At 58.5% G+C, this 26,567-nt stretch carries 21 protein-coding genes and 1 tRNA gene; 8 read left to right on the top strand and 14 right to left on the bottom strand.

Going from position 1 to position 26,567, the window contains the following annotated elements:
- Positions 1-125: 125 nt before the first annotated feature.
- The 4 genes from ACQZ63_RS07040 (at position 126) to ACQZ63_RS07025 (ending at position 5,555) form a co-directional block, all read left to right on the top strand.
- The gene (locus tag ACQZ63_RS07040; RefSeq protein WP_013761916.1) at positions 126-1,364 is read left to right on the top strand and encodes a vWA domain-containing protein; all 1,239 of its coding nucleotides are present in this window, start codon (positions 126-128) and stop codon (positions 1,362-1,364) included.
- A gap of 162 nt (positions 1,365-1,526) precedes the next feature.
- Positions 1,527-3,149 (top strand): ABC-F family ATP-binding cassette domain-containing protein, encoded by a 1,623-nt coding sequence (locus ACQZ63_RS07035; protein ID WP_003511539.1) that lies wholly within the window; start codon positions 1,527-1,529, stop codon positions 3,147-3,149.
- Between the two features lie 86 nt (positions 3,150-3,235).
- Positions 3,236-4,384, top strand: coding sequence for an alpha-hydroxy acid oxidase (locus tag ACQZ63_RS07030; protein WP_111801866.1), 1,149 nt, complete (start codon positions 3,236-3,238; stop codon positions 4,382-4,384).
- Positions 4,385-4,586: 202 nt separating this feature from the next.
- Positions 4,587-5,555: a GNAT family N-acetyltransferase gene (locus tag ACQZ63_RS07025; RefSeq protein WP_448799115.1), complete on the top strand. Its 969-nt coding sequence runs from the start codon at positions 4,587-4,589 to the stop codon at positions 5,553-5,555.
- Between the two features lie 16 nt (positions 5,556-5,571).
- Here ACQZ63_RS07025 and ACQZ63_RS07020 read toward each other — a convergent pair whose 3' ends face one another.
- The 11 genes from ACQZ63_RS07020 to cpdR all read right to left on the bottom strand — a co-directional run bounded on the left by ACQZ63_RS07020 (position 5,572) and on the right by cpdR (position 18,947).
- Entirely contained in the window at positions 5,572-7,776 is a 2,205-nt protein-coding gene (locus ACQZ63_RS07020) for a methyl-accepting chemotaxis protein (RefSeq protein WP_113555451.1), read from the bottom strand.
- A 297-nt stretch (positions 7,777-8,073) separates the two neighbouring features.
- A complete protein-coding gene (locus tag ACQZ63_RS07015; protein ID WP_162763576.1) occupies positions 8,074-9,573 on the bottom strand; it encodes an FGGY-family carbohydrate kinase in 1,500 nt (499 codons plus the stop codon).
- Positions 9,566-10,408: a class I fructose-bisphosphate aldolase gene (locus ACQZ63_RS07010; protein WP_113555479.1), complete on the bottom strand. Its 843-nt coding sequence runs from the start codon at positions 10,406-10,408 to the stop codon at positions 9,566-9,568. The genes ACQZ63_RS07015 and ACQZ63_RS07010 overlap by 8 nt, the downstream gene beginning before the upstream one ends.
- A 2-nt stretch (positions 10,409-10,410) precedes the next feature.
- The gene (locus tag ACQZ63_RS07005; protein ID WP_113555452.1) at positions 10,411-12,135 is read right to left on the bottom strand and encodes a glycerol-3-phosphate dehydrogenase/oxidase; all 1,725 of its coding nucleotides are present in this window, start codon (positions 12,133-12,135) and stop codon (positions 10,411-10,413) included.
- Positions 12,136-12,257: 122 nt separating this feature from the next.
- A complete protein-coding gene (locus ACQZ63_RS07000) occupies positions 12,258-13,256 on the bottom strand; it encodes an aldo/keto reductase (protein ID WP_113555453.1) in 999 nt (332 codons plus the stop codon).
- Positions 13,253-14,227: a sugar-binding transcriptional regulator gene (locus ACQZ63_RS06995; protein WP_019564982.1), complete on the bottom strand. Its 975-nt coding sequence runs from the start codon at positions 14,225-14,227 to the stop codon at positions 13,253-13,255. The genes ACQZ63_RS07000 and ACQZ63_RS06995 overlap by 4 nt, the downstream gene beginning before the upstream one ends.
- Before the next feature lie 29 nt (positions 14,228-14,256).
- Entirely contained in the window at positions 14,257-15,258 is a 1,002-nt protein-coding gene (locus ACQZ63_RS06990) for an ABC transporter permease (RefSeq protein WP_003511562.1), read from the bottom strand.
- A gap of 12 nt (positions 15,259-15,270) precedes the next feature.
- Positions 15,271-16,791: a sugar ABC transporter ATP-binding protein gene (locus ACQZ63_RS06985; protein ID WP_113555454.1), complete on the bottom strand. Its 1,521-nt coding sequence runs from the start codon at positions 16,789-16,791 to the stop codon at positions 15,271-15,273.
- Between the two features lie 69 nt (positions 16,792-16,860).
- On the bottom strand, positions 16,861-17,874 hold the full coding sequence (locus ACQZ63_RS06980) for a substrate-binding domain-containing protein (protein WP_003511565.1): 1,014 nt from the start codon (positions 17,872-17,874) through the stop codon (positions 16,861-16,863).
- Positions 17,875-18,428: 554 nt separating this feature from the next.
- Positions 18,429-18,503, bottom strand: a tRNA-Val gene (locus ACQZ63_RS06975).
- 81 nt (positions 18,504-18,584) lie between these two features.
- Positions 18,585-18,947: a cell cycle two-component system response regulator CpdR gene (cpdR, locus tag ACQZ63_RS06970; protein WP_003497910.1), complete on the bottom strand. Its 363-nt coding sequence runs from the start codon at positions 18,945-18,947 to the stop codon at positions 18,585-18,587.
- 181 nt (positions 18,948-19,128) lie between these two features.
- Here cpdR and ACQZ63_RS06965 point away from each other — a divergent pair, with 181 nt between their 5' ends.
- Together ACQZ63_RS06965 and hisN are read left to right on the top strand one after the other, a co-directional pair.
- Positions 19,129-20,013 (top strand): N-formylglutamate amidohydrolase, encoded by an 885-nt coding sequence (locus ACQZ63_RS06965; RefSeq protein WP_113555455.1) that lies wholly within the window; start codon positions 19,129-19,131, stop codon positions 20,011-20,013.
- A 319-nt stretch (positions 20,014-20,332) separates the two neighbouring features.
- The gene (gene hisN / locus ACQZ63_RS06960) at positions 20,333-21,109 is read left to right on the top strand and encodes a histidinol-phosphatase (protein WP_013761929.1); all 777 of its coding nucleotides are present in this window, start codon (positions 20,333-20,335) and stop codon (positions 21,107-21,109) included.
- A gap of 53 nt (positions 21,110-21,162) precedes the next feature.
- Here the strand turns inward: hisN and ACQZ63_RS06955 are convergent, their stop codons facing one another.
- Positions 21,163-22,104 (bottom strand): alpha/beta hydrolase, encoded by a 942-nt coding sequence (locus ACQZ63_RS06955; RefSeq protein WP_111803340.1) that lies wholly within the window; start codon positions 22,102-22,104, stop codon positions 21,163-21,165.
- Positions 22,105-22,488: 384 nt separating this feature from the next.
- Here ACQZ63_RS06955 and hspL point away from each other — a divergent pair, with 384 nt between their 5' ends.
- The gene (gene hspL / locus ACQZ63_RS06950; RefSeq protein ID WP_019564988.1) at positions 22,489-22,971 is read left to right on the top strand and encodes a heat shock protein HspL; all 483 of its coding nucleotides are present in this window, start codon (positions 22,489-22,491) and stop codon (positions 22,969-22,971) included.
- Between the two features lie 66 nt (positions 22,972-23,037).
- Here hspL and ACQZ63_RS06945 read toward each other — a convergent pair whose 3' ends face one another.
- The gene (locus tag ACQZ63_RS06945; protein WP_025595317.1) at positions 23,038-24,057 is read right to left on the bottom strand and encodes a bile acid:sodium symporter family protein; all 1,020 of its coding nucleotides are present in this window, start codon (positions 24,055-24,057) and stop codon (positions 23,038-23,040) included.
- A 99-nt stretch (positions 24,058-24,156) separates the two neighbouring features.
- Here ACQZ63_RS06945 and ACQZ63_RS06940 point away from each other — a divergent pair, with 99 nt between their 5' ends.
- On the top strand, positions 24,157-25,017 hold the full coding sequence (locus ACQZ63_RS06940) for a LysR substrate-binding domain-containing protein (RefSeq protein WP_065704488.1): 861 nt from the start codon (positions 24,157-24,159) through the stop codon (positions 25,015-25,017).
- An 18-nt stretch (positions 25,018-25,035) separates the two neighbouring features.
- Here ACQZ63_RS06940 and glpK read toward each other — a convergent pair whose 3' ends face one another.
- The gene (gene glpK / locus ACQZ63_RS06935) at positions 25,036-26,535 is read right to left on the bottom strand and encodes a glycerol kinase GlpK (protein ID WP_003511578.1); all 1,500 of its coding nucleotides are present in this window, start codon (positions 26,533-26,535) and stop codon (positions 25,036-25,038) included.
- Between the last annotated feature and the right edge of the window lie 32 nt (positions 26,536-26,567).

Here is a 26,567-nt window from a genome sequence, read left to right as displayed (position 1 = left end):
AATTAATACTTGAAAAACTGCCCCAATTTGAGCGACGTATAAAATTTAACCGTCTGCATTAGTGGATTCTACATCGTTTGCGGGTTTCCTGCGCTCAGTCTAATGTTCTAATTAGTGAGCCCGTTATGATCTCCTCCGCATATCAAAAAATGACGCGCCGTTTCCTTGCCGATACGGGCGGCAATTTTGGCATGATGACGGCAATATTGCTGCCGGTGCTGCTTGGTTTTGCCGGAGCCGGAATGGAGCTGGCGAATGTGATGCAGGTGAAAGCGGACCTGCAGAACACGGCGGATTCGGCGGCTCTCGCGGCGGCGACCGAGGCACGCTTGAAAGAAGGCGCTCTGACGGACGAACAAATCAAGGAAATCGCCAAGGCCTTCATCGCCAGCCAGATGGAAAAGACCCTGACCGAGGAGGAGAAGAAGGCGCTCGAGAAAAACTCTCCAGTCAATATTGGCACAACGGACGATGCGCGCGGCAAGACCTACACCATCCAGACCACGATAAACTACCAGATGCAGCTTAATCCGCTCTTGGGGTTCTTCGGGGCGAAAACACTCGATCTTGCCGCGACAGGCACCGCGGTAAGCACTGTCAACAAGGGCGCGCCGATCTCCATGTATCTGGTGCTCGACCGCTCGGGTTCGATGTCCTTCAAGACCGATACGCTCAACACCAAGAAAACGTCGTGCCAGAACTACACGGTCGATAACTGGGGGAGTTATCCCAATCTCAAAAATACATCGCCCTGCTACGTCAACAAGGCTACTTCGCTAAAAACCGCGGTCGGCTATCTCGTCGCGACGTTGAACAAGGCCGATCCCACTTATACCGCCAACGGCGGTTCCGAACTGGTTCGAACAGGAGCCTCGGTCTATACGCATGAGACCTACGCGGCCCAGCCTATCACTTGGGGTACTAGCAGCGTTGCCACCTATGTCGACAAACAGATCCCGGAGTTTCCGTCTGGCGGTACGGATGCCCGCAGCAGTCTGAATGCCGCATACAACGCCCTTAAAAAAGCGAATACCGTTGAAGCGAAAGAACACAAGGACAAGAAAAGCGAATCCTTCGAGCGATACATCGTTCTCATGACGGATGGCGAAATGACGGGGAACAGCTCCTCCTGGAGTTCCAGCATCGACCAGACCGTGCGCAATACCTGCGATACGGCCAAGAAAGACGGTATCAAGATTTTCAGCGTCGCGTTCATGGCGCCGGACAAGGGCAAGTCGCTGCTGCAACATTGTGCGTCCAGTCTCGACAATTATTACGCGCCTGAAAACATGGAGCAGATCGTTACCGCCTTCGGCGAAATTGCCCGCAAGGCTGCCGGCAGTTTGGCAACGCTGACCAATTAAGGGAAAATCAAGCCAGCATCCCCCGGAAACGACCCCGCTTCCGGGGAGCGATGTTCCCTGGGCGACCTTGCCGGGTTGCATGGCTGGCACGGCGTGCGCGGCAGGTGACAGCGCCGGCGACACATGGCATAGGAGAGCCGCTCCCATTCACAGGCCCCTGTCATGATCCGCATCGAAAATATCAGCAAGTCGAACAGTCACCGCATTCTCTACATCGAGGCCTCCGCTGCGCTCAATCGCGGCGAGAAGATCGGCCTTGTTGGCCCCAACGGCTCTGGCAAGACCACGCTGTTCCGAATGATGACCGGCGAGGAACAGCCCGACGAGGGACAGGTCGTCGTCGAAAAGGGCATGACGGTCGGTTATTTCAACCAGGACGTCGGCGAAATGTCCGGCCGTTCCGCCGTGGCCGAAGTCATGGAAGGCGCCGGCCCGGTCAGCGAAGTCGCAGCCGAACTTCGGCAGCTGGAAGCCGCCATGTCCGATCCCGACCGGATGGACGAAATGGATGCCATCATCGAGCGTTACGGCGAAGTGCAGGCGCGGTATGAAGAACTGGACGGCTACGCGCTGGAGGGCCGCGCGCGCGAGGTTCTGGACGGGCTGAGCTTCAGTCAGGAAATGATGGATGGCGACGTCGCCAAACTTTCCGGCGGCTGGAAGATGCGCGTGGCGCTCGCCCGCATCCTTCTGATGCGCCCGGACGTGATGCTGCTCGACGAACCCTCGAACCATCTCGATCTCGAAAGCCTGATCTGGCTCGAAGATTTTCTGAAGAACTACGACGGCGCGCTTTTGATGACCTCGCACGACCGCGAATTCATGAACCGCATCGTTACCAAGATCATCGAAATTGACGCTGGCAACCTCACCACCTATTCCGGCGACTACGGCTTTTACGAACAGCAGCGTGCGCAGAACGAAAAGCAGCAGCAGGCGCAGTTCGAACGCCAGCAGGCGATGCTCGCCAAGGAAATCAAGTTCATCGAGCGCTTCAAGGCGCGTGCCTCGCATGCCTCACAGGTGCAGAGCCGCGTCAAGAAACTCGAAAAGATTGACCGCGTCGAGCCGCCCAAGCGGCGCCAGACGGTCGCTTTCGAATTTGCGCCGGCGCCGAGATCTGGCGAAGATGTCGTCGCGCTGAAGAAAGTGAACAAGGCCTATGGCAGCCGCACGATCTATGGCGAGTTGGACTTCATGGTGCGGCGCAAGGAACGCTGGTGCATCATGGGTGTCAATGGTGCCGGAAAATCCACCTTGCTGAAACTCGTGACTGGCACGACCACGCCGGATTCCGGCAATGTCACTCTCGGCGCCAGCGTCAAGCTCGGTTATTTCGCCCAGCACGCCATGGATGTTCTTGATGGTGACAGCACCATTCTGGAATGGCTGGAGGAACGTTTCCCGAAAGCCGGGCAGGCACCGCTGCGCGCCCTTGCCGGCTGCTTCGGTTTTTCCGGTGACGATGTGGAGAAGCGCTGCCGCGTTTTGTCCGGCGGTGAGAAGGCCCGTCTGGTCATGGCTGCCATGCTGTTCGACCCGCCGAATTTCCTCGTGCTGGACGAGCCGACGAACCATCTCGACCTCGACACCAAGGAAATGCTGATCAAGGCCCTGTCGGAATATGAAGGCACGATGCTTTTCGTTTCGCATGACCGCCATTTCCTGGCCGCCCTTTCCAACCGGGTGCTGGAACTGACGCCTGACGGTATCCACCAATTTGGCGGCGGATATACGGAATATGTCGAAAGCACCGGACAGGAAGCGCCGGGCCTGCGCAGCTGAGGCAGCTTGACGGACGTATGAGACGCAGAATTCCCGGGACAGGTTTCATCTTTTAACGTTTGCATAGCGGATCGGCGGACTAACAAATGCAACTTAAAGACTGCTACAATTTCCACGATTTTCGCCGAATGGCTAAACAGCGTCTTCCCGGACCGATCTTCAACTACATCGACGGTGCTGCCGACGATGAGGTGACGTACCGGAGAAACACGACCGCCTTCGACAATTGCGATCTCGTTCCCGACGTGTTGCGGGGCGTGGCCGATGTGGACATGTCTGTCACCGTCATGGGGCAGAAGCTGGCGATGCCGGTCTATTGTTCCCCGACGGCGCTTCAGCGTCTCTTCCACCATCAGGGGGAGCGGGCGGTTGCGGCCGCAGCCGGAAAATTCGGCACGATGTTCGGCGTTTCTTCACTCGGCACCACCAGCCTCGAGGAAGCGCGCCGGATCAGCGGCGGCCCACAGGTCTATCAGTTTTATTTCCACAAGGACCGTGGTCTCAACCGCGATATGATGGCGCGCGCCAAGACTGCGGGTGTGCAGACGATGATGCTGACGGTGGACAGCATCACGGGTGGGAACCGTGAGCGCGACAAGCGCACCGGTTTTGCCATTCCGTTCAAGCTCAATCTTTCCGGCATTGCGCAATTCGCCATCAAGCCGGCCTGGGGGATCAATTATCTGACGCATGAGCGCTTCAGCCTGCCCCAGCTCGACGGCCACATCAAAATGGACGGCGGCGCGCTCTCCATCAGTCGCTATTTCACCGAAATGCTCGACCCATCCATGACATGGGACGACGTCGCACAGATGGTGCGTGAATGGGGCGGCCCTTTTTGTCTGAAGGGTGTCATGTCCGTGGAGGACGCCAGACGCGCCGTCGATATCGGTTGCAGCGGCATCGTGCTTTCCAATCACGGCGGTCGCCAGCTCGATGGTTCGCGTAGCGCCTTCGACCAACTGGCCGAGATTGTCGACGCAGTCGGTGACCGTATCGATGTCATGATGGATGGCGGGGTTCAGCGCGGAACGCACGTCCTCAAAGCCCTGTCTCTGGGGGCGAAGGCCGTCGGGCTTGGCCGCTATTACCTTTTCCCGCTTGCCGCCGCCGGACAGCCGGGTGTCGAGCGGGCGCTTGAGCTGATGCGCATCGAAATCGAGCGCGGCATGAAGCTGATGGGCTGCACCACCGTCGACCAACTGACACGCCGGAACCTGCGGTTTCGTGACTAGAGCGGTGTCAGCGCGAGGAAATCGAGGCCTGTCGAGCTTATCGACAATATAGTCGGATAATCACCCGTACCGAATGATCCCTTTGATACCACCACAGCGGTTTCGAGAGGTTTTCATGTTATCGGCGCTGCGCAGTGGTGACCTTGGCAAGACCGATCAAATATGATTATGGTTGCATGATGCAACCATAATGGATTTTGGCATGTCCGAAAGACCCTTTCCCATAAACGATATCCGCTCCACCTCGCGTCGGCTCGTGCGCGAACTCGGCTTCATGGGTGGAGACTTTGCCGGCACCGATCTGCCGCCCTCCGCCGTGCACGCCCTGATCGAGATCGAGGCATGCCCACGCATTTCCGCACGCGATCTGGGAAAGATGCTTCGGCTTGAAAAGTCGAGCATCAGCCGCATGCTTCGCAAACTGGTTCTTTCGGGCGATGTTCTGGAAGAAACGGACGAAGAGGATAGTCGTATCAAGCGGTTGCGCCTCGCCGGGCGAGGACAGAAGCGGGTCGAAGCCATCCACACCTTTGCAAACCGACAGGTATCAAACGCACTGTCGCGGCTCGCGCCTGCGGATGGCCAAAAAATCCTTGACGGGCTTCGCCTTTATGCCGACGCGCTGGGAGACCGGGCCGACGCCGCGGCTCCCCCGATCGAAATCGTCAGGGGCTACAGGCCCGGCCTTATTGCCCGTATCACGCAAATGCATGCGCTTTATTATGCCCGGACATCAGGCTTCGGCCAGCGCTTCGAATCCGTTGTTGCCGAAGGTCTGGCCTCCTTTTGCAACCGGCTCGAAAGCCCGCAAAATGCGATCTGGGTCGCAATGCGTGGAGACGATATCATCGGCTCCGTCGCAATCGACGGTGAAGATCTGGGACCGGGAACCGCGCATCTGCGCTGGTTCATCGTCGATGATGGCGTGCGTGGCGGCGGCGTCGGGCGAAGGCTGTTGGCAACCGCCCTTGCGTTCACGGACGAAAAAGCGTTCGCCGAAACCCATCTATGGACTTTCAACGGACTTTTGGCAGCACGGCATCTTTACGAGGCCCAAGGTTTTACCTGTGTAGAGGAACGTCCCGGCAGCCAATGGGGAAGCGAGGTTCTGGAACAGCGCTTTGTCAGGCCGCTTCCTGTGGTTGGCGGCGCTGGACGTGAAGCGAACTAAACCCCGTGGCGGCCGATCAAGCCGCCTTGAGAGCCCCCCGATGAGCAAGTGCGCCTGAACCCAGCTCGAACTGGCCGAGCAACCGGTTCAGCGCATCGACCTCGCCTGCAAGATTGTGGCTTGCGGCGGTCATTTCTTCCACCATCGCGGCATTTTTCTGCGTGTCCTGATCCATCTGGTTCACGGCGGTATTGATCTGCTGAAGGCCGGACGACTGCTCTTGCGCGGATTCGACGATCGCGGCGACGTGCTGGTTGATCTCCTGCACTTCGGCGACAATCGCGTCGAGTGCCTTGCCGGTGTCGCCGACAAGATGCACGCCCTCTTCGACCTGCTGGTTCGATTTTGTGATCAGCGACTTGATTTCCTTCGCCGCGCCGGCAGAACGCTGCGCAAGTTCGCGCACCTCCTGCGCCACCACGGCAAAACCCTTGCCCGCCTCGCCGGCTCGCGCCGCTTCCACGCCGGCATTGAGTGCCAGCAAGTTCGTCTGGAAGGCAATCTCGTCTATCACACCGATGATACTGGAAATCTCGTTCGAGGATTTTTCGATCCGCTCCATCGCGATCACGGCCTGACGCACGACTTCGCCCGATCGTTCCGCACCGATGCGCGTGCGGGAAACCAGACGGCCCGCCTCATGCGCACGGTTCGCGGCATCTTTCACGGTTATTGTGATCTCTTCAAGAGCTGCGGCGGTTTCCTCCACGGCAGCAGCCTGCTGTTCCGTCCGCCTTGCCAGATCATCGGAGGCTGCCTTGATTTCATTAGCGCCGGCATCAATACCGGCGGCATTATCCGATACCCGCAGAAGCGCGTTCTGCAACTTCCCGGCAGAACCGTTAAAATCGTTACGCACGGCATCGAACCGCTCGACAAAGGGATCGTTGATACGACAGGACACGTCGCCATCTGCGAGCCTGGCCAACGCGTGAGCCAGACTGTCAACCGCGAAACGGATGCCGCTCGCCTCATCGGCCGCCTTGTGTTCGCGGGCCACCCGCTCCTGTTCGCCAAGAGTTCGGTTGGCTTCCGCTTCCTGCTCCAGCAAGGCTTTTTCACGATTGTTTTCGCGCAAAACGTCAAGCGAGCGGGCAAGATCGCCGATCTCGTCCCTGGTCTCGATATCCTTCAATGTCAGCTGGAGATTTCCCCGAGCGATCTGGGCGGTCTCATCGATGACATTCGTGATGCGGTTGATGAACCGCCGTGCAATAAACCAGCCGGCCAACGCCAGCAGCACCGCCGCCGTAACGATCGTCAGGACGGCGTCACGTATCATTGCATGCAGCTGCGCAAAGACCGTGTCTTCCGGAACCGAGACGATTGCGTACCATTTCATGTCGCCGGTGAGCATGACCGGCAAGGCGACGGCAAGGGAAACCGTGCCGTCCTGTGCCGTCATTTCCAGCTCTTTTCCGGGATTGGCGATCAGTTTATCCCAGCCTGCAGTTTGTGCGCCGCCATCTGCGAGGTTCTTACCCATTATCGTCGCATCGGGATGGCTGATGATCTTGCCGCCGCCACTCACAAGGCTCATGAAGCCCGTTCCCATCGGCCGGACGGCTGACAACGCCTTGTTCGTTTCCTCCAGCGACAGATCGAGGCCAGCGACGCCCAGAGTTTTACCGTCGACGATGACAGGTTTGGCGACCGAGGTAATCAGAACCTCCTTGCCATCGATTGCGTAAGAATAGGGTTCGATGACGACTGTTTTCTTCAATGTGAAGGGCAACTGATAATAATCGCCTGGACCCGCGGTGGTATAATCCGTCAATGCGGTGTTGCTTATTTTGCCTCCGCTCCGCACCCAATAGGGTACATAACGACCAGTCGCATCATATCCCTCCTTGTTGACGAAATCCGCATCCTTGCCATCGAAGGCATTGGGCTCCCATCCGGTCCAGAGACCAAGCAAATCGGGATTGTTCGCCAGCATGTGCCGGATAAGCTGATCGGCCTTGCTCCGATCGGCATCGCCCGACTGCTTCATCGATTCCAGAACCGAGCCGAGGCTATTGACGATGTGAATCATGCCGCCGATATTTTTCTCGGTCGTCAGGGCTTCAGCTTGCGCGATCTGCTGCATACGCTCCATACTGTTGGCCCTCGTATCCTCAAAGGACCGATAAAACAGCACGGCCGAAGCCGCGATCGTTGCAACGACGCCGCATGCGGCGACTGCGAAGATATTACGGCCCGTTGTCGATTTAAACAGCATGTCACATCCCCACAAAAAATCCCGGCCGCGACGGCTGAGGTCGCTGCGCGCAAGCCCAAAATGTCAGCAACCAGACCAGACGATAATATTAGAAAACTATGCTTAAAAATTACTTTAATTCATATTTTTAGCGCAATTAAGAAAACAGAAATAAATTATAAAACCGTAATATTACAGTACAAACAAAATATTACGTGATATCCGAACCTTCCGAAACGCCAGCATATATTGCAAGCTACGAGCAAGCTCATGCGGCACGCATCATTGCGTGCCGCTGATCAGGAAAACCGGGAGCCTTTAGTCCTGCAAACGCAGATCACTCCAAAAGCCGCGCAACTGGTCGGTCAATTGTGTGTAGAGGCCGTAGCGCCGCCTATAATGCGGGAGTTGCCCCGCATCCGGCCGGTAGGCACTGGCCACGCGGGTCATCGCTGCGACCGCCGCTTCATAGCCGGGATAGAGACCGACCGCCACGGCCGCGCCGATGGCCGCACCAAGCGCGCCGGTCTCGCGGGCCTCCGCGACACGCAGCGGGATTTCAAGAACGTCCGCCATGATCTGCGGCCAATGCTGGCTGCGGGAACCGCCGCCGGACATGACGGCACTGTCGACCGGCAGCCCCGCTTCCCTGAGAACGCCGATATGGCGGCGGTGTTCGAAACACACACCCTCGAACAGGGCTCTCAGCATGTGGCCTTCGCCATGCCATCCCGCCAGACCATAAAACCCGCCCCGAAATTCCTCGCCCAGTCGCGAGCCAAAGATGAACGGGTGGAAGAACGGATCGTCGGCGCGCTGCGAAACGGAACCGACCAGATCGTTGCAGCGCTCGAAGGCATGGTCACCATGGTCACCGCGAACACGGTGCACGTACCATTCAAGATTGGCCGCAGAGGTGGCGCTGGACTCGATATTGACATAGCGGTCACGTCCGAAGGTCGTGACCATGAAGACATCGGGGCTGATGACCGGTTTATCCGCGAAAACCTGATTAATGCTCCAGGTGCCGGCGATGATAGAAGCCTCCCCGGCGTTGATGACGCCCGACCCCATGGCGCTGGAGACGACATCGAAAAAACCACCGATAACGGGTGAGCCCTCGGAAAGCCCCGTCAGAGCCGAAGCCTCAGCTGTCACATGGCCGACGATATCCGCCGATTCTACGAGGCGCGGAAAAAAGGCGACGGCATCCTCAAGCCCGTAGAGCGACAGGAGTTCCCGGTCGAGCTTCGCTTCGGGGAAGGCAAGCAACCCCGCACCACTGAGATCGGAAATATCATTGGCAAGACAACCGGTCAGGCGGAAGTTCAGGAAATCCTTGCAGAACAGCACCGTTCCGATCTGGGCATATGTATCGGGCGCATGCCTTTTCACCCAGGCCAGCAGGCTGGGCGTTTGCGCGGGCCAAGGCCGTTGCAGACAACGGTTCTGTAGTTGCGCGCCGCTTTTCCGGTCAAGCTCTACCGCCACATCGGCGGCTCGGCTGTCAAGCGACTGGATACCGATCAGGGGCTGCTGATCCTTGTCCAGCAGGTAGAGACCGTTGCCGTGGCCGGCGCAACCGACGGCGAGGATGCTCCGGGGATCGACGGACGATTTTGCCAGAAGCTGGCGGATCGCCTCGCATCCGTTGCGCCACAACTCCTCCAGATCGCGCTCGACGTAACCGGGCTGCGGAAATGTCGAATGGCCGTCGATGGCGTGTTGCGCGACCTGCCGGCCGGCCGTGTCGAACAGCACCGCCTTGATAACCGTGTTGCCGACATCCAGACCCAATATATGATTTTTATCAGCCACGATTATAGATGTCCCATGCTTCTTCGCTGCCCGCACCCTGATGGATGATAGCCATCAAGGCCGCAACGACGGCCTTGGGGTTGTCATGCTGGTAGATATTGCGTCCATAGACCATCCCGTTCGCACCTTCGGCCACCAGTGCCGCTGATTTCGCCAGCACGTTGCGCAAGTCCTCACGCCCCCCGCCCCGCACCAGAACCGGGCACCGCGCTGCCTCGATGACCTTGTAAAAATCCAGCGGATTGCTGGTGGGATCGGCCTTGATGATATCGGCTCCCATTTCCGAAGCAAGACGCACCAGGGTGACGATCTTTTCAGCATCGCCATCCACCTGGTAACCGCCGCGCACGTCATTGGGCAACATCACCAGCGGTTCGATCATCAGCGGCATGCCGTAACGATGGCAATCGGCGCGCACGCGGCTGATATTCTCGACGCATTGGCGAAACAGTTCCGGCTCGTCCGGCAACATGAACAGATTCACGACGACGCAGGCGGCGTCCATCTCCAGCGCGCCGATGATCGGATCGTGATAATTCTGGAGCTGCGACCACATGGTTCTGTGGCGCGTTGAATTATAGGGGTTGCCCATGTCGATGCGCATGACGAGCGCCGGCTTGTCGCGCTGCGGCCTTTGCTGCAGCAGGTCCGCCTGTCCGTAGGTCATCTGGATGGCATCGGGAGCTGCTTCCACCAGCCTGTCGACAGTTTGAGCCATATCCTCCAGCCCGACGAGGAAGCTCGGCTCGTTGCAAACCCCGTGATCAATGGCAACGTCCAAGCATCCACCATTGCGGAACAGCCGGTTCATGCGCGCCTTTTTCGAAATCCGCATCATCATGCATTCTCCTTGCATCTGTGTTTAAGCATTGCCGTCGTGACCCCGTAAAAGGTCTCCAGTTCATCAACGAGCCGCTGCCGTTCGTCCGCCGCCTGCTGTGGCGCCCATCCCAGCTCGCGCGCTGCGACGCCAAGGATCGCATCGATCAGATCGGCATCGATGACGCCGGTAATGGCAAGCGTCGTGCGCCGCAGGATGAGGTCGGTCAGATGGCGGACATGTTCGCAGCGGATCAGCCAGACCACCTCTGCCGCCGTGATCGACGGTTTTTCGCAAAGCGGACTGTCATCCGGACGGCCCCGACAAAAACCCATCAACTCGAAGGCACGTGAACCGTAGGCCGATGCCAGATACTCGGCCCGGTCCCGGTCGATCGAAAATTCCTCCGACAGCAGGGCCGGCAGGCGCCCGGCACCGCTGGGGAAGTTCCTGCCGCCGCCGATCGGGCGGTTCATTGTGCCAGTCAGCCGCTTGCGTCCGAGAAAGGCCAGAGCCTCGTCGGTCACCTGTTCGCCAAAGGCTCTGAACGTCGTCCACTTGCCGCCGATCATGCAGAGCTGCGGCGGATCGCCCTCCACGCGGTGGATGAAATGGCTGCGGGATATTCTTCCGGTAAAAGCTGCGTCGCTGCGCGGCAGCGGGCGTATGCCGCTGAAACTGTAGACGATGTCGGAATGGTCGATGGAAATATGCGGAAAGACCTGACGGACCGCATCGAGAATATAATCACGCTCTTCCGGTTCGCATCGCACCCGTTCGGGACGATCAACCTTGATATCTGTCGAACCAGCGAGAACCCGGCCAAGATAGGGAAAGAGGATACAGACACGGTTGTCGGCATTCTCGAAAAAAATCATATGGCCGTTTAAGGCCTTAAAGAGCGCCTCGTTGGCGAGGATCAGATGCGATCCCTTGGTGCCGGAAACGGTCGGTTTCGCCCTCCCCGCAGCCTGTGTGGTCGTTAGCGCTCCAATCGTCTCATCGATCCAGGCGCCCGTCGCATTGACGATGATGCGTGGCCGGACGGGCAAGGTTTCGTCCGTGCCCTCCACCTTAAGACGATAGTCGTCGCCCGCACGGACAAACTCGGCATAGTTCAGCGCAATGCTTTGCGGCGCATCGGCCCGGGTGTCGATCAGAAGCTCCAGCGCAAGCCGTTCGGGCTGGCTGATCCACGCATCGTAATAGGTGGCCGAATATCTGATGCCTGGCGTCAGGCCCGGCCAGCGTTGCAACGTCTTGCGTGCGTTGCGGAAGGTGTGTCGGGGAAGGATGCGATTTTTGCGGGTGACAAAGTCATAGAGCATGAGGCCCGCCTTGATGGCCAGTGCCCCCCGGCTGGCGGGTTTTCCGCCGGAACCCACAAAGGTCGCAGCCGCGTTGAACAGGCCGCTGAAGGTTGAAAAGATCGGGATCGTCGTCGGCAGCGGATGAACCATATGCGGTGCCAGCGTCAGAAGCGCATCACGCTCCCGCAGCGATTCCGCCACTAGGCCGAATTCACCATTTTCGAGATATCGCAGGCCACCGTGGATCATGCGCGAGGGTGCGGCACTGCAACCGGACGAGAAGTCGTAGCGCTCTACCAGAAGCACCCGCAGTCCCTGTAAAGCGAGATCGCGATAGGCGGCGATACCATTGATACCGCCACCGATGACGACGGCGTCGAAATCACCGTCTTGCCGGATGCGGCGTAGAGCGTCCTCGCGAAAACTGGGCATAGGAATACCGTTCGCTGGCTAACAACCAGCGTCCCAATGTTGTTAAACGTTTAAAGCGACGAGAGAGAGGGGTGACGAAAATTATGCGATATTCGCCTGAAGCCCCGTCTCAGCTACATGATTTACGCATCGAGCCCCACGAGATGCTCGGCAACGCCGGCGCTGATGAGAGCCAGTTCATTTTCCGCGAGGCGCAGGCGGGCCGCAGCAGCGTTTTCAACCGCCTGAGCCGGATCGCGCGCCCCGCACAGCGAGAATGTTATGCCGGGCTGGGCAATCGTCCAGGCAATCACGACCTGCGCAATCGACGCCCCATGCGCTTCGGCCACCGGCTCCAGACCCCGCATCAGCCGCGCGATCTTCTCGCGGTTTGCCTGGCTGAAACGCGGATTGCCCTTGCGCTGATCATCCCCTGCAAAAACCCGTTCAGGTCCGACCTTGCCGGACAGAAGACCGAGCGCCAGCGACGAGTAGCTCAGGACCGAAACAGCACTCGTGCGGCAAAGCGGCAGAAGTGTCGTCTCGATGTCCCGCCGCACCATTGAATATTCTTCCTGGATGGCATCCAGCGCGCCGGTGGCGATATAGGCTACCAAATCCTCCGGCGAGACGTTGCTCGCGCCGATCGAACGGATCTTGCCTTCGTCCTTCAGGCGCACAAGCGTTTCCACCGTCTCGGCAATCGGCGTCGTCGCATCCTGCCAGTGGGTGACATAGTGGTCGATATAGTCGGTTCCGAGCCGCTTCAGGCTCTCTTCGACCTCATGCCGGATCGAAGCGGCGCCGAGATAACGGTGAACGGGCTTGCCATCCTGGTGGAAGAAATAGGCGCCCTCGTTCACATGCCAGACCAGCCCGCATTTGGTGACCAACACCACCTTGTCGCGCCGGCCGGCAATCGCCTTGCCGACGATGGTTTCCGCAAGCCCCATGCCATAGGCTGGCGCGGTATCTATCAGGGAAATGCCCGCATCGATGGAGGCCTGGATAGCGGCGATGGATTGCCGCTCATCGGTGCCGCCCCACATCCAGCCGCCGATGGCCCAGGTGCCCAGCCCCACGGCTGATGCGCTGATACCGCTGCGGCCAATCGTCCGGGTCAATATTGAATTGTCCGTCACGAAGTTTCCCCCTCTTCCTGATCCAGTAAATAGCCGGCGATCGCCTCGTCCACGACGAGCGAGGTCAGATAGCGGCCGGCAAGCGTGGCTGCCACCGGTCCGGCCTTGATGGCCCCGGCCGCCACGCCGATGATGTTCGGGCACCGGGCAAGCTGCCCGGGGTCCAGCGCCACCACGCGCGAGTTGAGATCGATCCGCGCCAGTTGCCCATCCGCCATGGTGAGATGGGCAAGGAATTCCCCGGCAATGCCCGCATCCACCAGCGCCTGCCCGCCACGGGCCACATCCGGCAGCAGATCGTAATAACCGGAACCGGGCGCCTCCACGGAACCGATGCCAACCAGCGCCACCTGCGCCTGTCGCGCTAAGTCGAACACTTCGCGGATCGAAGCGACATTCATCAGGAGATCACGCTGTTCCTCATCCTCGGCAAATAGCGGCGCATGAATGAGCGACGCGCTGCCGCCGAGCTTTTCCGCCAGTTGCGTGGCCAGATGATTGACATCCGTATAGTGCTTGCCCTGGACACCGCCGGTCAGCGGCACTACCCGCACATCGAAACGGCGCTCGGCCTCCAGATTATCGACGACGGCACTCACCGCCTTGCCGCCGGTAATCGCAATCACGTCGCCGTCGCGGATAGTCTCCAGCAAGTGGTTGGCGGCCACGCGTCCGACCATCTGCAGCGCGGTTTCCGGATTGTCGGACACCGTTGGTGTCACCACCGACTGTCTGAGGCCGAAGCGGCGTGTGATCTCGTTTTCGAGGTCCACCAGCCTCTGATAGGGACTGGCGATAGTGATCTTTACCATGCCTGCCTTGCGGCCCGCCGCTATCATACGGTTCACCTTGGTGTGGGAAAGATTGAGCCGCTCGGCAATTTCCGACTGCTTCACGCCCTCGATGAAATGCAGCACCAGGACGGAGTACATCTGCCTCTGTTGATCGAAATCGTCCTTGGTATCCAGCATGATCGTATATCTCCAATTACCACAGGCGCTCAGCGGCGACGCTTGACAAGATAGTGGTCGAACAGGACCGCCGTCAGCAATATGCTTCCCCTGATGATGTCCTGCCAGTAGACAGACACATTGAGCAAGGCAAGTGAACTGGAAACGACCGACAGAAGGATCGCCCCGAGGATTGCGCCGAGAATGGTGCCAGAGCCGCCCGAAAGGCTGGCGCCACCGATGACCGCGGCTGCAATCACGTTAAGTTCCATGCCGACTCCGAAGCTCGGCTGTGCTGACCCGAAGCGGGCCATGTAGATCACGCCTGCGACACCGCACAGCATCGAACAAAGTGTGGTGGTGGCAAACACCACCCGGCCGACGCGGATGCCGGAATAAGCCGCCGCTTTCGGATTGCTGCCGGTATAGAACACCTTACGGAATGCCGTCGTGCGCCGCAGCAAGAGATCGAAGCAGACGACCACCACCGCGAATATGATCAGCACCAGCGGAATGCCGCCAAGCGCGCCCTGGCCGATGAATTTGAATTCCGGCGGCAGCGAGTAGAGACCAAGCGGCCGGCCGCCCGTTGCGAGCAGGCAGACGCCGCGCGCAATCACCATGACGCCGAGCGATACGATGAAGTGATGCAGGCCGATGACCGTTGTCAGAAATCCCATGGCCATGCCGACCAACGTGGTGAGGCAGATTGCCAGCCCGGCCGCGACCCAGGGATCGACACCGTTGAGGAATAGCCAGCCAGCCGCAACCATCGCAAGCGCCGTGACGGAACCGACGGATAGATCAATGCCGCCCGAGATTAACAGGATCGTCATGCCGACCACGACGATGCTTTCGATGGCGAAAACCATCGCCATGGCCCGCAGATTGTCGACCGTCAGGAAATACGGGGATATGAAAGACATCACCGCGAAAAGGGCGAGGATGATGACGATAAGTCCGGTCTCCCGTGCCTTGAGCGCCGGTTCCCACCAGCCTGTGCGGCGAACCGCCACTTCTGCAATGCCCGAAGGTGTTTCCGATGTTGCCATTTTCCCGCTCCCTCAGGCCCCTGTCGGGCTCTCTGCAATATTGATCGATGCAAGCTGCATGATCTTTTCTTCCGTCATGTCCTCACCCTCAACCTCGCCGGCAATGCGCCCCTCGCGCACGACCAGTACGCGGTCGCTGACACCGATGAGTTCCGGCAATTCGGAGGATATGACGATCACGCCCACACCCTCGCGTGCCAATTCCCGGATCTGGCGGTGGATTTCGGCCTTTGCGCCCACATCCACCCCGCGTGTCGGCTCGTCGAGAAAGACGACCTGTGGCTCCACCGACAGCATCTTTGCCAGTGCCACCTTCTGCTGGTTGCCGCCGCTCAAGGTGGAGACAGCGTCACCGACGCTGTTTGCCCGCAATTTCAGCCGGCGTCCCAACTCGTCGGCGCGCTTCATTTCCTTGCGCCGTTCGATAAAGCCCATGCCGTTCGATATCCTGCCGACATCGAGCGCCGAGACATTCGCGGCAATGGACATGTTGAGAAACAGCCCGTCGCCCTTGCGGTCTTCCGACAGATAGACCAGCCCCTCCCGAATGCTGTCGCGATAGTCCTTGAGCCTCAGCGGCCGGCCGCGCAACGTGACCTCGCCTTTTGGTTTTCCCTCCAGCCGGCAGACCGCACGGACAATTTCGCTTCGCCCTGCGCCGATCAAGCCGGCGAGCCCGAGGATTTCGCCCCGGCGCAGATCGAAATCGACATCGAAAACGCGCTTTCCCTCGTTCAGTCCCCGAACAGAGAGAATGACGTCATTCGATTTTTCTTCTTCCGCAAGTTTCGGTGGGTAGAGCTTGTCGAGCACCCGTCCCACCATGCTGTTGACGACTTCCTCCGGGGAAATCTCCGAGATATTCTCCGTCCTGATGTGGCAACCGTCGCGCATCACCGTGATGCGGTCGCAATGCTCAAAAATCTCCGCCATCCGGTGCGAGATATAGATGATCGCAATCCCGCGTTCCGCCAACCGGTGCATGATCCGGAAAAGGGTCTGGGCCTCGGTTTCGGTCAAAGCCGCCGTCGGCTCATCAAGGATCAGGATACGGCAGTCCAGCGTCAGCGCCTTTGCAATCTCGACGATCTGCTGTTGCGAAATCGACAGATCACCGGCACGGCTGGCGGGATCGATATCGCCGATTTCCTTGAGGATGGTTGCCGCCCGCTTGCCAAGATCGCGATAATTCATGAACCAGGATTTACTCTGGCCGGTCTCCGACATGAACATGTTTTCGGCAACCGAAATTTCCGGGCAAAGCGCAATCTCCTGATGCACGAAACCGATACCGAGCCGGTTCGCCGCATTGGGCGAGGATATTTTGACCGGTTTGCCGTCCAGCAGGATTTCGCCGCCATCGGGCTGCAAAATGCCATCGATAATATGCATCAGCGTCGATTTACCGGCGCCGTTTTCACCCGCGAGCGCATGGATTTCTCCCCGCCGCAGCTCAAAGGCAGCACTGCGTAACGCCCGCACGGGCCCGAACGCCTTGTGAATATTCGTCATGTTGAGGATGACCTCGCCCATAACGCCCCTCCCGAACGTGGCTCCCCTTTGCCGGCGAGGCGTAAACCTCGCCGGTTTCAGGGCGGCGCGTCAGCGCCCCTTCATATAGTCATTGAGATCAAAGGAAGCGGCGTTCGCCTTGGTAATCACGGCGAAACCATTGTCCATCGAAGGAACCTGCATCGGGTTGAAGCCCGATACCTTGTAGTCGTTGAAGGGGTCGATCAGATCCGAATGGGCACCCAGAAAGGTGTTCATGAAACCCATGAAGCCCTGAACGCCCTGATTGGGATTGATGGACATGTAGATGTTGCCCTGCTTGATGTGCTCCAGCGTCGCCGGGGTAATATCCGCATGCAGGATCAGGACCTTCTTCTTGGCCTCGAGAACAGCGGTCGTTGCGCCTTCAGCCGAGCCGGCTTCAGGAATCCACAATGCGCCTAGATTGGGGTTGGCCTGCAACAGGGCACCCACCGCCTGATAGGCGACGTTTGCATCCTGGTTGGTCGCCTGGCGGCCGACGAGCTTCATTTCCGGATAAGTGCGCCCCATGTAATCGATGAGTGCGGTGACGCGCAGATCATGGTTGCTTTGGCCCGGATTTTCGAGAACGGCATATTCGCCCTTCTTGCCCAGCTTCTTGACGATCTCGTCAGCCGCAAATTTCGCCTCGGCAACATTGTCCGAGGTGATGTAGGCGGTGCGTTTCGACTTCGGCGAATCCGCCGCAAAAGTCGTCACCGAAACACCGGAGTCGATCGCTTTGTTGATCGGTTCGATAAAGGGATCGGCCTGCATCGGATGCAGCAATATACCCTTCGGCTTCTTCACCAGTTCCTGCTCGAAGGACGCGATCTGCTTGGTGATGTCGTATTCGGGCGTGCCGGTGAAAACGGCCTCGCAGCCCAAGGCCTTCGCGGCCTGCTTGAAACCTTCAAAGACCGGCACCCAGTAGGGGTGGCTCGAAACCATGACGTTCATCACATAGGTCTCGCCCGGTTCACAGGCGAATTTGCCCGCAGCAGCGGCCTGAGAGCCGGCGCCTGCGGAAATCGCCACGGCTAAGACACCCGCGGCAACGGTCGATTTCAGAAAAGCCAACATATTCCCCTCCCAAGGACAATGACCAACCCGCAATAAATTTTAAGTCGTGTAATTTATTGCATGACGTTTGAGATATCGGGAAACCGGGCAAGCGTCAATCCGGTTTGAATTTTATTTTTTTGAGTGAAATTTATTGCGGAGCGCATGGATAGTTTGGACGCTGCCTACAGGATAGCCCGTCGCTCGAGCGAACTCCGCGGATCGAATAGGCAGTCAATCTGCTTGCCTATACCAATCAGCTGGCGGCAGTCGGATGTCTTAAGACCAAGGGATGGCAAGGCGCGATGCACTCAGGACGCCAAATGGCGGGCAGCACGCAAACGCTTCGGTTCATCACGCCCTCCTCCATGTCCATGCCGCATGGAAGGCCGCTAAGTCCTCCTGCCGATCCTCTTTGCCCTAGTTGGAGTGGTATTTATGACGGTGTCGCAGCGTGTTCCTGTGATGGGACCGTTGACGCATACTCCATAGGGGACAGGTTCGATTGACACTGAGGCCACTATGCAAAAAGGCCCTGCGATTTCTCGCAAGGCCTTGATATTTAAGAATTCGGATGGTGGGCGTGACAGGGATTGAACCTGTGACCCCTACGATGTCAACGTAGTGCTCTCCCGCTGAGCTACACGCCCTCCGTGGCGGCGGATAGACCACAAAACCGGTTCATGCGTCAACTGCTTTTTTTCGGTTTTGTGAAGGTTTTTTGAGACCCCTTACGCCACAAGGAGTTTGTTGACCTCATCCACCAGATCGCGAAGATGGAACGGCTTGGAAAGCACCTTGGCATCCTTTGGAGCCTTCGAATCGGCGTTCAGCGCGACGGCCGCAAAGCCGGTGATGAACATGACTTTCAGGTCGGGGTCGAGTTCAGTCGCGCGCCGGGCCAACTCGATGCCATCCATTTCGGGCATGACGATATCTGTCAGCAACAGCGAGAAAGGCTCTTCGCGAAGCCGGTCGTAAGCGCTTGCGCCATTGTCGAAGGAAGAAACCTTGTAACCGGCTTTTTCCAGCGCCTTGACGAGAAAGCGGCGCATATCGTTATCATCTTCAGCGAGAAGAATTTTCTGATTCATCATAAGTGACCGTAACTGCTCAATGTTTGAGATACCCTAGCCCGATTATAGGATTTTCACGGTAAATATCATGTGAACACAAGAATCGGTATAGCGCTGCATGGTCGATAGTATGGACTTGCCGCACCGTAACTGGCAACATGAACATCCTGATAGTTTACGACATGGTAAATGGCACTGAATGGACTGGATAACGGGTGAATACGAGCTGTTCGAAGTAACGGAACCTGCCGTTCAAACCCTGCCATTCGTCTATAATTCACCTCATAGCGGTCGCTGTTACCCCATCTCCTTTCTGGAATCGGCGCGGCTTGATTCGCACGAGATCCGGCGCTCGGAAGATCACTTCGTTGACGAGTTGTTCGCCGCTGCGCCCGACATCGGTGCGCCGCTCCTGAAAGCCAATTTTCCCCGCGCGTATCTCGACGTCAATCGCGAGCCCTACGAGCTTGATCCGCGCATGTTCGAAGGCACTCTGCCTCCCTATGCCAATATCGGCTCCATGCGGGTCGCCGGCGGCCTGGGAACGGTACCCCGTATCGTCGCCGAGAATATGGACATCTATGCCCACCGCCTGCCGGTGGACGAGGCGCTGTCACGGATCGAGACGATTTACAAACCCTACCACGCCTGCCTGCGCCGGCTACTGTCACGCACCCACGCCAATTTCGGCATGGCGGTACTGATCGATTGCCATTCGATGCCGGGCAATATCCGCGTTGCCGGCTCAAACCTGCGGCCGGATATCATTATAGGCGATCGCTACGGCACCAGTGCTTCCCAGGAGGTCTCCCGCGCCGCCCTGCATTTTCTTGAAGAACTGGGTTTCGTTGCGGTCTGCAACAAGCCCTATGCCGGCGGCTTCATCACGGAACATTACGGGCGACCGATCCGCTCTCTTCACGCGCTCCAGATCGAGGTCAATCGGGCGCTGTACGTCGATGAAAAAACGCTTTCGAAGAAAGCAGATTTTCCCGCCATTCAGGCATCGCTTGAAATCTTCATGCGCCAGCTCGGCGCTTTCGTTTCGGAATACGCGATCGAAACCTCGCTCGCCGCCGAATAACACATCAAATTCCAGGATATTTCAGATCCCTGTTCCAGACCGCCTGGCCACGCGCGGGCAAAAAAAACCGCGCCTTGGCGCGGTCAAGTCTAGGGAGGAAACACCCAAGGAGGGTATTTACAGTCAAAGACTGCAGGGTCACGCTACGCATTATATGCACAATTGTCAATCATTTTATTTTATGCACTTTTTTTAGGCTTATGCTGAAAATTTGGAATCGGCCGTGCCTGCATCCGTACGTGTGGACGGCGGGTGCAATTCCGGTCTATGCATTTCGCCATACAATTCAGGCCCAATAATTCAGGCAATGAGGTTTCGCATGCTGCCCGACCGGGATTTCTTCTTCAAACTTGCCGAAGCCGCCAGCGCTGAAACGCTTCCCCGCTTCCGCACAGGCATTGCCGTCACCAACAAGGAGGACGGCGGCTATGATCCGGTGACGGAAGGCGATCAGGCAGCAGAAAGCGCCATTCGCGCCCTCATCGAGGCACGTTTCCCGCAACACGGCATTCTTGGTGAAGAACACGGCAATGTCGGTCTCGATCGCGAACATATCTGGGTTATCGATCCGATTGACGGCACACGCGCCTTCATTTCCGGCGTGCCGGTCTGGGGCACGCTGATCGGCTTCCAGTCGGCCGGCCGCGCTTCGATGGGCATCATGGACCAGCCCTTCACGAAAGAGCGTTATTTCGCCGACGGCGAGGCCGCATGGTATTTCGGGCCGGATGGTGAACGCAAGATCCGCACGCGCGAATGCGCTTCGCTGTCGGATGCTGTGCTGTTCACCACGACACCCCATATCTTCACGACGGAAGAAAAGCCCCTTTACGACAAGGTGCAGGATCAGGTTCGCCTTTTCCGTTATGGCGTGGATTGTTACGCCTATTGCCTGCTTGCCGCCGGCCATGTCGATCTGGTGATCGAATCGGGCTTGAAGCCCTATGATGTCGGCGCGCTCATTCCGGTGATTGAACAGGCAGGTGGCATCATCACCACCTGGGATGGGGGGCGTCCGGAAAATGGCGGCCGCATTCTGGCAGCCGGTTCCAAAGCCGTGCACGAACAGGCGCTCGCCATTCTTTCAAAACTGTAGATGATACGACTGACGGGGATGGCGCAAACCGCGCCATCCCCGTCATCGCCGCGTCATTCCGGCGCGAAAAAGGCGTCGATGGCCGCCAGCGCCTGTTTGCGGAAAACGTCGCGCTCATGCAGCAATTCATGGCGAGCACCGGTTATGGGAAGAAGCTGCGCCGCGCGGAAGTTGCGCGAGAGTTCCTCCTGCGCCTTATAGGGCGTGATCGTATCCAGCATCGGCGCAAGAATGAGGGTGGGAATGGTTATGTCCGTCAAATGGTCCTGACGGGTCACCCGATCCATCGTTTTCAGCGCTTCATAAACCCATCGCGCTGTCGGTGCGCCGATGAAGAGTTCCGGAAATTGCCGATGCAGCGCAAGATTTCTGGCAAAACGTCTGGCGTCAGAGGTCAGCGGGTTGCCATCGAAATCCCGTTCGCGCTGATCCCTGCCGAGCTGAAGCTTTCCAAGACCCAACAGGCTTAAAGCGGTCGCGACCAGCCGGATGACGGACGAAGGAACGGATTGCTGGCTGTCCAGCTCGATAAAGGGCGAACAAAGCGCCAGACGGTCGATCCTGTTCGACAGGCCGGGTGCTGCGGCCAGTGCTGCAAGTGCGCCGGTTGAATGGGCGATCATGAAGAATGGCAGCCGGGTATCCGGCAGCACCACCTGTTCGAGAAACAAACTTATATCGCGCTTGTAGTCGGAAAAACGTCGTACATGCCCGGCGCTTGGCTTCTTCAGCAACCGTTCGGAACCGCCCTGCCCGCGCGTATCGAAGGTCGCGACCCAGAATCCCATGGCCGTCAGATCGCTGACGGTCTCGAAGTATTTCTCGATACATTCGTTGCGACCATGCAGCAGAACCACGGTTCCGCGCGCAATGTGTCGGCTGGCGCGGAAGATCGCGTATCGAAGCTGTTTGCCGCCGTGGCCGGTGAAATAACCGACGGTATGGTTGCCGGGAACCGGGTTGTCTTCGCTCTCGCGCAATGTGGCTTCGATCATCGGTCTTTTCCGGCTTCTCTGCCTTTTCGGGATAGGTCGGCGACGGCGGAAGGTCAAAGAAAAAATTGCCGGAACCGTCGGTTAAAGCAGTCGCGGTTCCGGCGAATAGGGCAGAAGAAGAAGGGACGTTATTGCTTCTGCCACGGAGCATGTCTCCGATGACGGATATTTATGGCTCTCAAACTGAACGATGCTGGAACCGGATGTTCAGCGATGGTTCATCTTGTGTCGCCCATTCCGCTTTAAAGCGCCCCCTTGACGGAGCGCCAAGCCATTCCCATCTCATTCATGCGGCCGCCAGAACGGGGCCGCGCCATATGTCCGGCCGTCGCCAGAACGGGACGCCGGATCAACCGCAAACAGTCGCTTCATAAGGAGGACACCATGCGTCACGTCGATTTTTCCCCCCTCTATCGCTCCACCGTCGGTTTCGACCGTCTTTTTTCGATGCTCGACGGCCTCGGCCAGCCCGAACAGGCCCAGTCCTATCCGCCCTATAACATCGAGCGGACGGGTGAAAACGCCTATCGTATAACCATGGCGGTTGCCGGTTTCGATGAAACGGAACTCAGCATAGAATCCCGTGCCAATACGCTGACGGTGAAAGCCGAGAAGGCTGCAGATGAGAAGTCGTCTGAAGGCGAGTTCCTGTATCGCGGCATTGCCACGCGCGCTTTCGAACGCCGCTTCCAGATGGCCGATCATGTCGAAGTCCAGACCGCTTCCCTGAAGAATGGCCTGCTTCACATCGATCTCGTCCGCAATATTCCGGAAGCCATGAAACCGCGCCGTATCGCGATCTCCTCCGACAGCGCAGATGCGCCGAAGACGATCGAAGCACAGATCACGCCGGCCCAGGTCAACTAAGCCGATCCGGATGTCAAACCAACGGCCCCGTTAAGGGGCCGTTTTTGTTTGCCGAAAATTCAGCCCTCAGCGGGTGGATACTGCCGCACCTTCCGCAGCGACAGTTTCCGTTATCGCAGCTTTTTCATGGGCCTTGCGGGCATAACGCTGGGCCAGCACTGCGCAGACCATCAGCTGAATCTGATGGAAGAGCATGATTGGCAATACGATTGCGCCGATGCTCTGGCCGGCGAAGATCGCTCCTGCCATGGGCACGCCGCTGGCAAGGCTCTTCTTCGACCCGCAGAAGGTGATGGTGATTTCATCCGCCTTGTCGAAACCGAGCGCCCGGCTGCCGAACATCGTCACGCAGAGAACAAGCGCCAGAAGAACGATATTGATGCCGATGACAACGCCGATATCGCGAACGGAAAACGTCTGCCATATGCCTTCGATAACTGCTTCGGAGAAAGCAAGATAGACCACCATCAGGATGGAACCGCGATCGACCGGCGACAGCAATTTCTTGCGTGCCCTGATCCAGTCACCGATCCACGGCTGCAGCACCTGGCCGGCGATGAAGGGCAAGAGCAGTTGCAGGAAGATTTGCAGGAACGCATCCAGCGAAAATCCACCACCATGGCCACCGACCGTGAACAGCAGCCCGACCAGCAGCGGCGTCAGCACCATGCCGAAAATATTCGAGGCGGAGGCTGAACAGATCGCGGCAGGCACGTTTCCGCCTGCCATGGATGTGAAGGCGATGGACGATTGCACCGTCGACGGCAGGACGCAGAGAAACAGCACACCCATATAAAGCGGTGCCGGCAGAATGCTCTCGGGAATGAAACCGATCGCCACGCCCAGCAATGGGAAAAGGCCGAAGGTGACGAGAAGGATCGCCATGTGCAGGCGCCAGTGCAAGATACCCGCAATCACCACATCCCGCGACAGCCGCGCGCCGTGGAGAAAAAACAGCAATGCGATTGCCAGTTTCGTGGCAAGCCCGAAATACACCGCTGGCTGTCCGCTGATCGGCAAAAGGGAAGCCAGGATCACGGTGGCCACCAGCATCATGGTGAAACGGTCAGGCAGGAAGCGGGTCATGGGAGGTCTTTCCGACATCGGTTTTGCTTGAAATATCCCATACTATCGCTCATCATGAATTCGGATGCAAAGACTAACAGTTATCACGATATGAGATAAATGCTGAACCTTCAACATCTTGCCAGCTTCGTGATGCTTCAGCAAACCGGCAGCTTCACGCTGGCTGCCGAGCGGCTGGGCATCGGCCAATCCACCGTCAGCCAGCATATTCAGCGGCTTGAGGCGGCACTTGGCCGTCGGTTGATTGCGCGCAGCACCCATCAGGTGAAGCTGACGGGCGAAGGCGAGGCGCTGCTCGGTTATGCCCGCAATATGCTGGAGATCGACAGCAGGGTTTCATCACTGTTCAGCGAAAACCGCCTGCGCGGGCGCTTAAGGCTCGGCGTTTCCGAGGATTTCGTCGCCAGCCGGCTCACCGCCATCCTGGAAGAATTCATCCGCCTCTATCCCTTGGTCGATCTGGAGCTGACGGTGTCGCTGAGCGGCGTGCTTTACCAGATGCAGGATAATGGCGAGTTGGACGTCGTGCTCGCGAAACGTCGACTCGGTGATAAGCTCGGCCACTTCCTGTACCGCGAACCTCTGGTATGGCTCGCGCGTGACCCGGAGCGAATGCTGAGCCAACCGGACGCCCTGCCGTTGATCGCCTTTCCGCCGCCAAGCATTACTCGAAAGGCGGCACAGGAAGCGCTGGATCGGGCAGGTCTCGCGTGGCGGATCGTCTGCACCTGTGGCAGCCTTAGCGGACTGACCGCTGCCGCAAGGGCAGGCATGGGGATCCTCGTGCAACCGCGCAGCATGGCGCCAGCCGGCCTCAGGGAGATTGAGGCCGATGTGCTGCCGGCGCTCGAAGACGTGGAATTCGTGCTTCAGCCAAGTAAGGGCGCGGACACAAAACTGGTGCGCGCCCTTTCCGATCTGGTATCCAGCAAGAGCATCGCACCGGGCAGTTTTGCGTAAAAAAGACGCTTGCTTGCGTCAATCTTCCCGTTTCGAGAGGCAGCGGCCAACACTATCACGCCACCCCGCGATGGCGCTCTTACGCTCCGTCTCATCCATATCTGGCAGAAAACGGCGATCCCGTTTCCAATGGGCGGCAAAGGCCTCCCGGTCCGGCCAGATGCCGGCGCGCGATGCTGCGAGCCATGCCGCACCGAGAATGGTGGTTTCCAGGAATACCGGCCGGTCGACTGGTGCAGCGAGAATGTCCGCCAGCCGCTGCATGGTCCAATCCGAGGCAACCATGCCGCCATCGACCCGGAGCACCGTCTTGCCATTGTCGCCCGCCCAGTCGTTGCGCATGGCGTCCAGAAGATCGAAGGTCTGATAGGCGACACTTTCGAGAGCCGCACGGGCAAACTCCGCAGGGCCGGTGCCACGCGTCAGGCCGAAAATCGCGCCCCGCGCTTCGGCATCCCAATAGGGCGCGCCAAGGCCGGTGAAGGCCGGCACGAGATAAACCCGCTGCTTGGGATCAGCCTTTTCGGCAAGCGCGCTGACTTCAGACGCGACCGATATGAAACCGAGCTCATCGCGCAGCCATTGCACGGCAGCGCCGGCAATAAAGATCGAGCCTTCAAGCGCATAGGTCGTCACGCCATCGAGGCGATAGGCAATGGTCGTCAGCAGCCGGTTTGTCGAGGCGACCCGGTCGGTGCCGGTATTGAGAAGCGCAAAGCAGCCGGTGCCATAGGTCGATTTCATCATGCCGGGTTCGAAGCAAGCGTTACCGATAACGGCAGCCTGCTGATCACCGGCGACGCCGAGGATCGGAATTTCCGCGCCCAGAAGCGCCTTGTCCGTTACGCCGAAATCGGCGGCGCAATCAAGCACCTCCGGCAGCATGGCGCGGGGAATGTCGAGGATGGACAGCAATTCGTCATCCCAGGCATTGTCCTCTATATTGTAGATCAGCGTTCGCGAGGCATTGGTAGCGTCGGTCACATGGCGGCGACCGCCGGTGAGGCGATAGATCAGGAAACTGTCGACCGTGCCGAAGCAGATTTCGCCCTTCACGGCTTTTTCGCGAAGGCCGCTGACGCTGTCGAGAAGCCATTTCAGCTTCGTGCCGGAAAAGTAGGGGTCGAGCAGCAGACCGGTCTTTTTCGAAAAGAGCGGCTCCAGCCCCCTTCGTTTCAAATCCTCGCAAATTGGTGCAGCACGGCGATCCTGCCAGACAACGGCCCGATGCACGGCCTCACCCGTATTACGGTCCCACAGCACGGTCGTTTCGCGCTGATTGGTGATACCGATCGCCTCGATATCGGAAGCGGAGATACCGGCATCGGCAAGCGCCAGCCGGATTGTTTCAAGCACGCTTTTCCAAATATCCTCGGCATCGTGTTCGACCCAGCCGGAGGCCGGGAAATGCTGCGGAAATTCTCGCTGGCCGACACCGATGACCCGCATGTCGCGATCAAAGACCATCGACCTTGTCGATGTCGTCCCCTGATCGATCGCCAGAATATAACCGCCCATTATGTCACTCCCTTTCAAACGCAATGACGGGG

The organism is Agrobacterium sp. CG160-95, from assembly GCF_053521725.1.
This window is presented reverse-complemented; position numbering and strand designations above follow the sequence as displayed.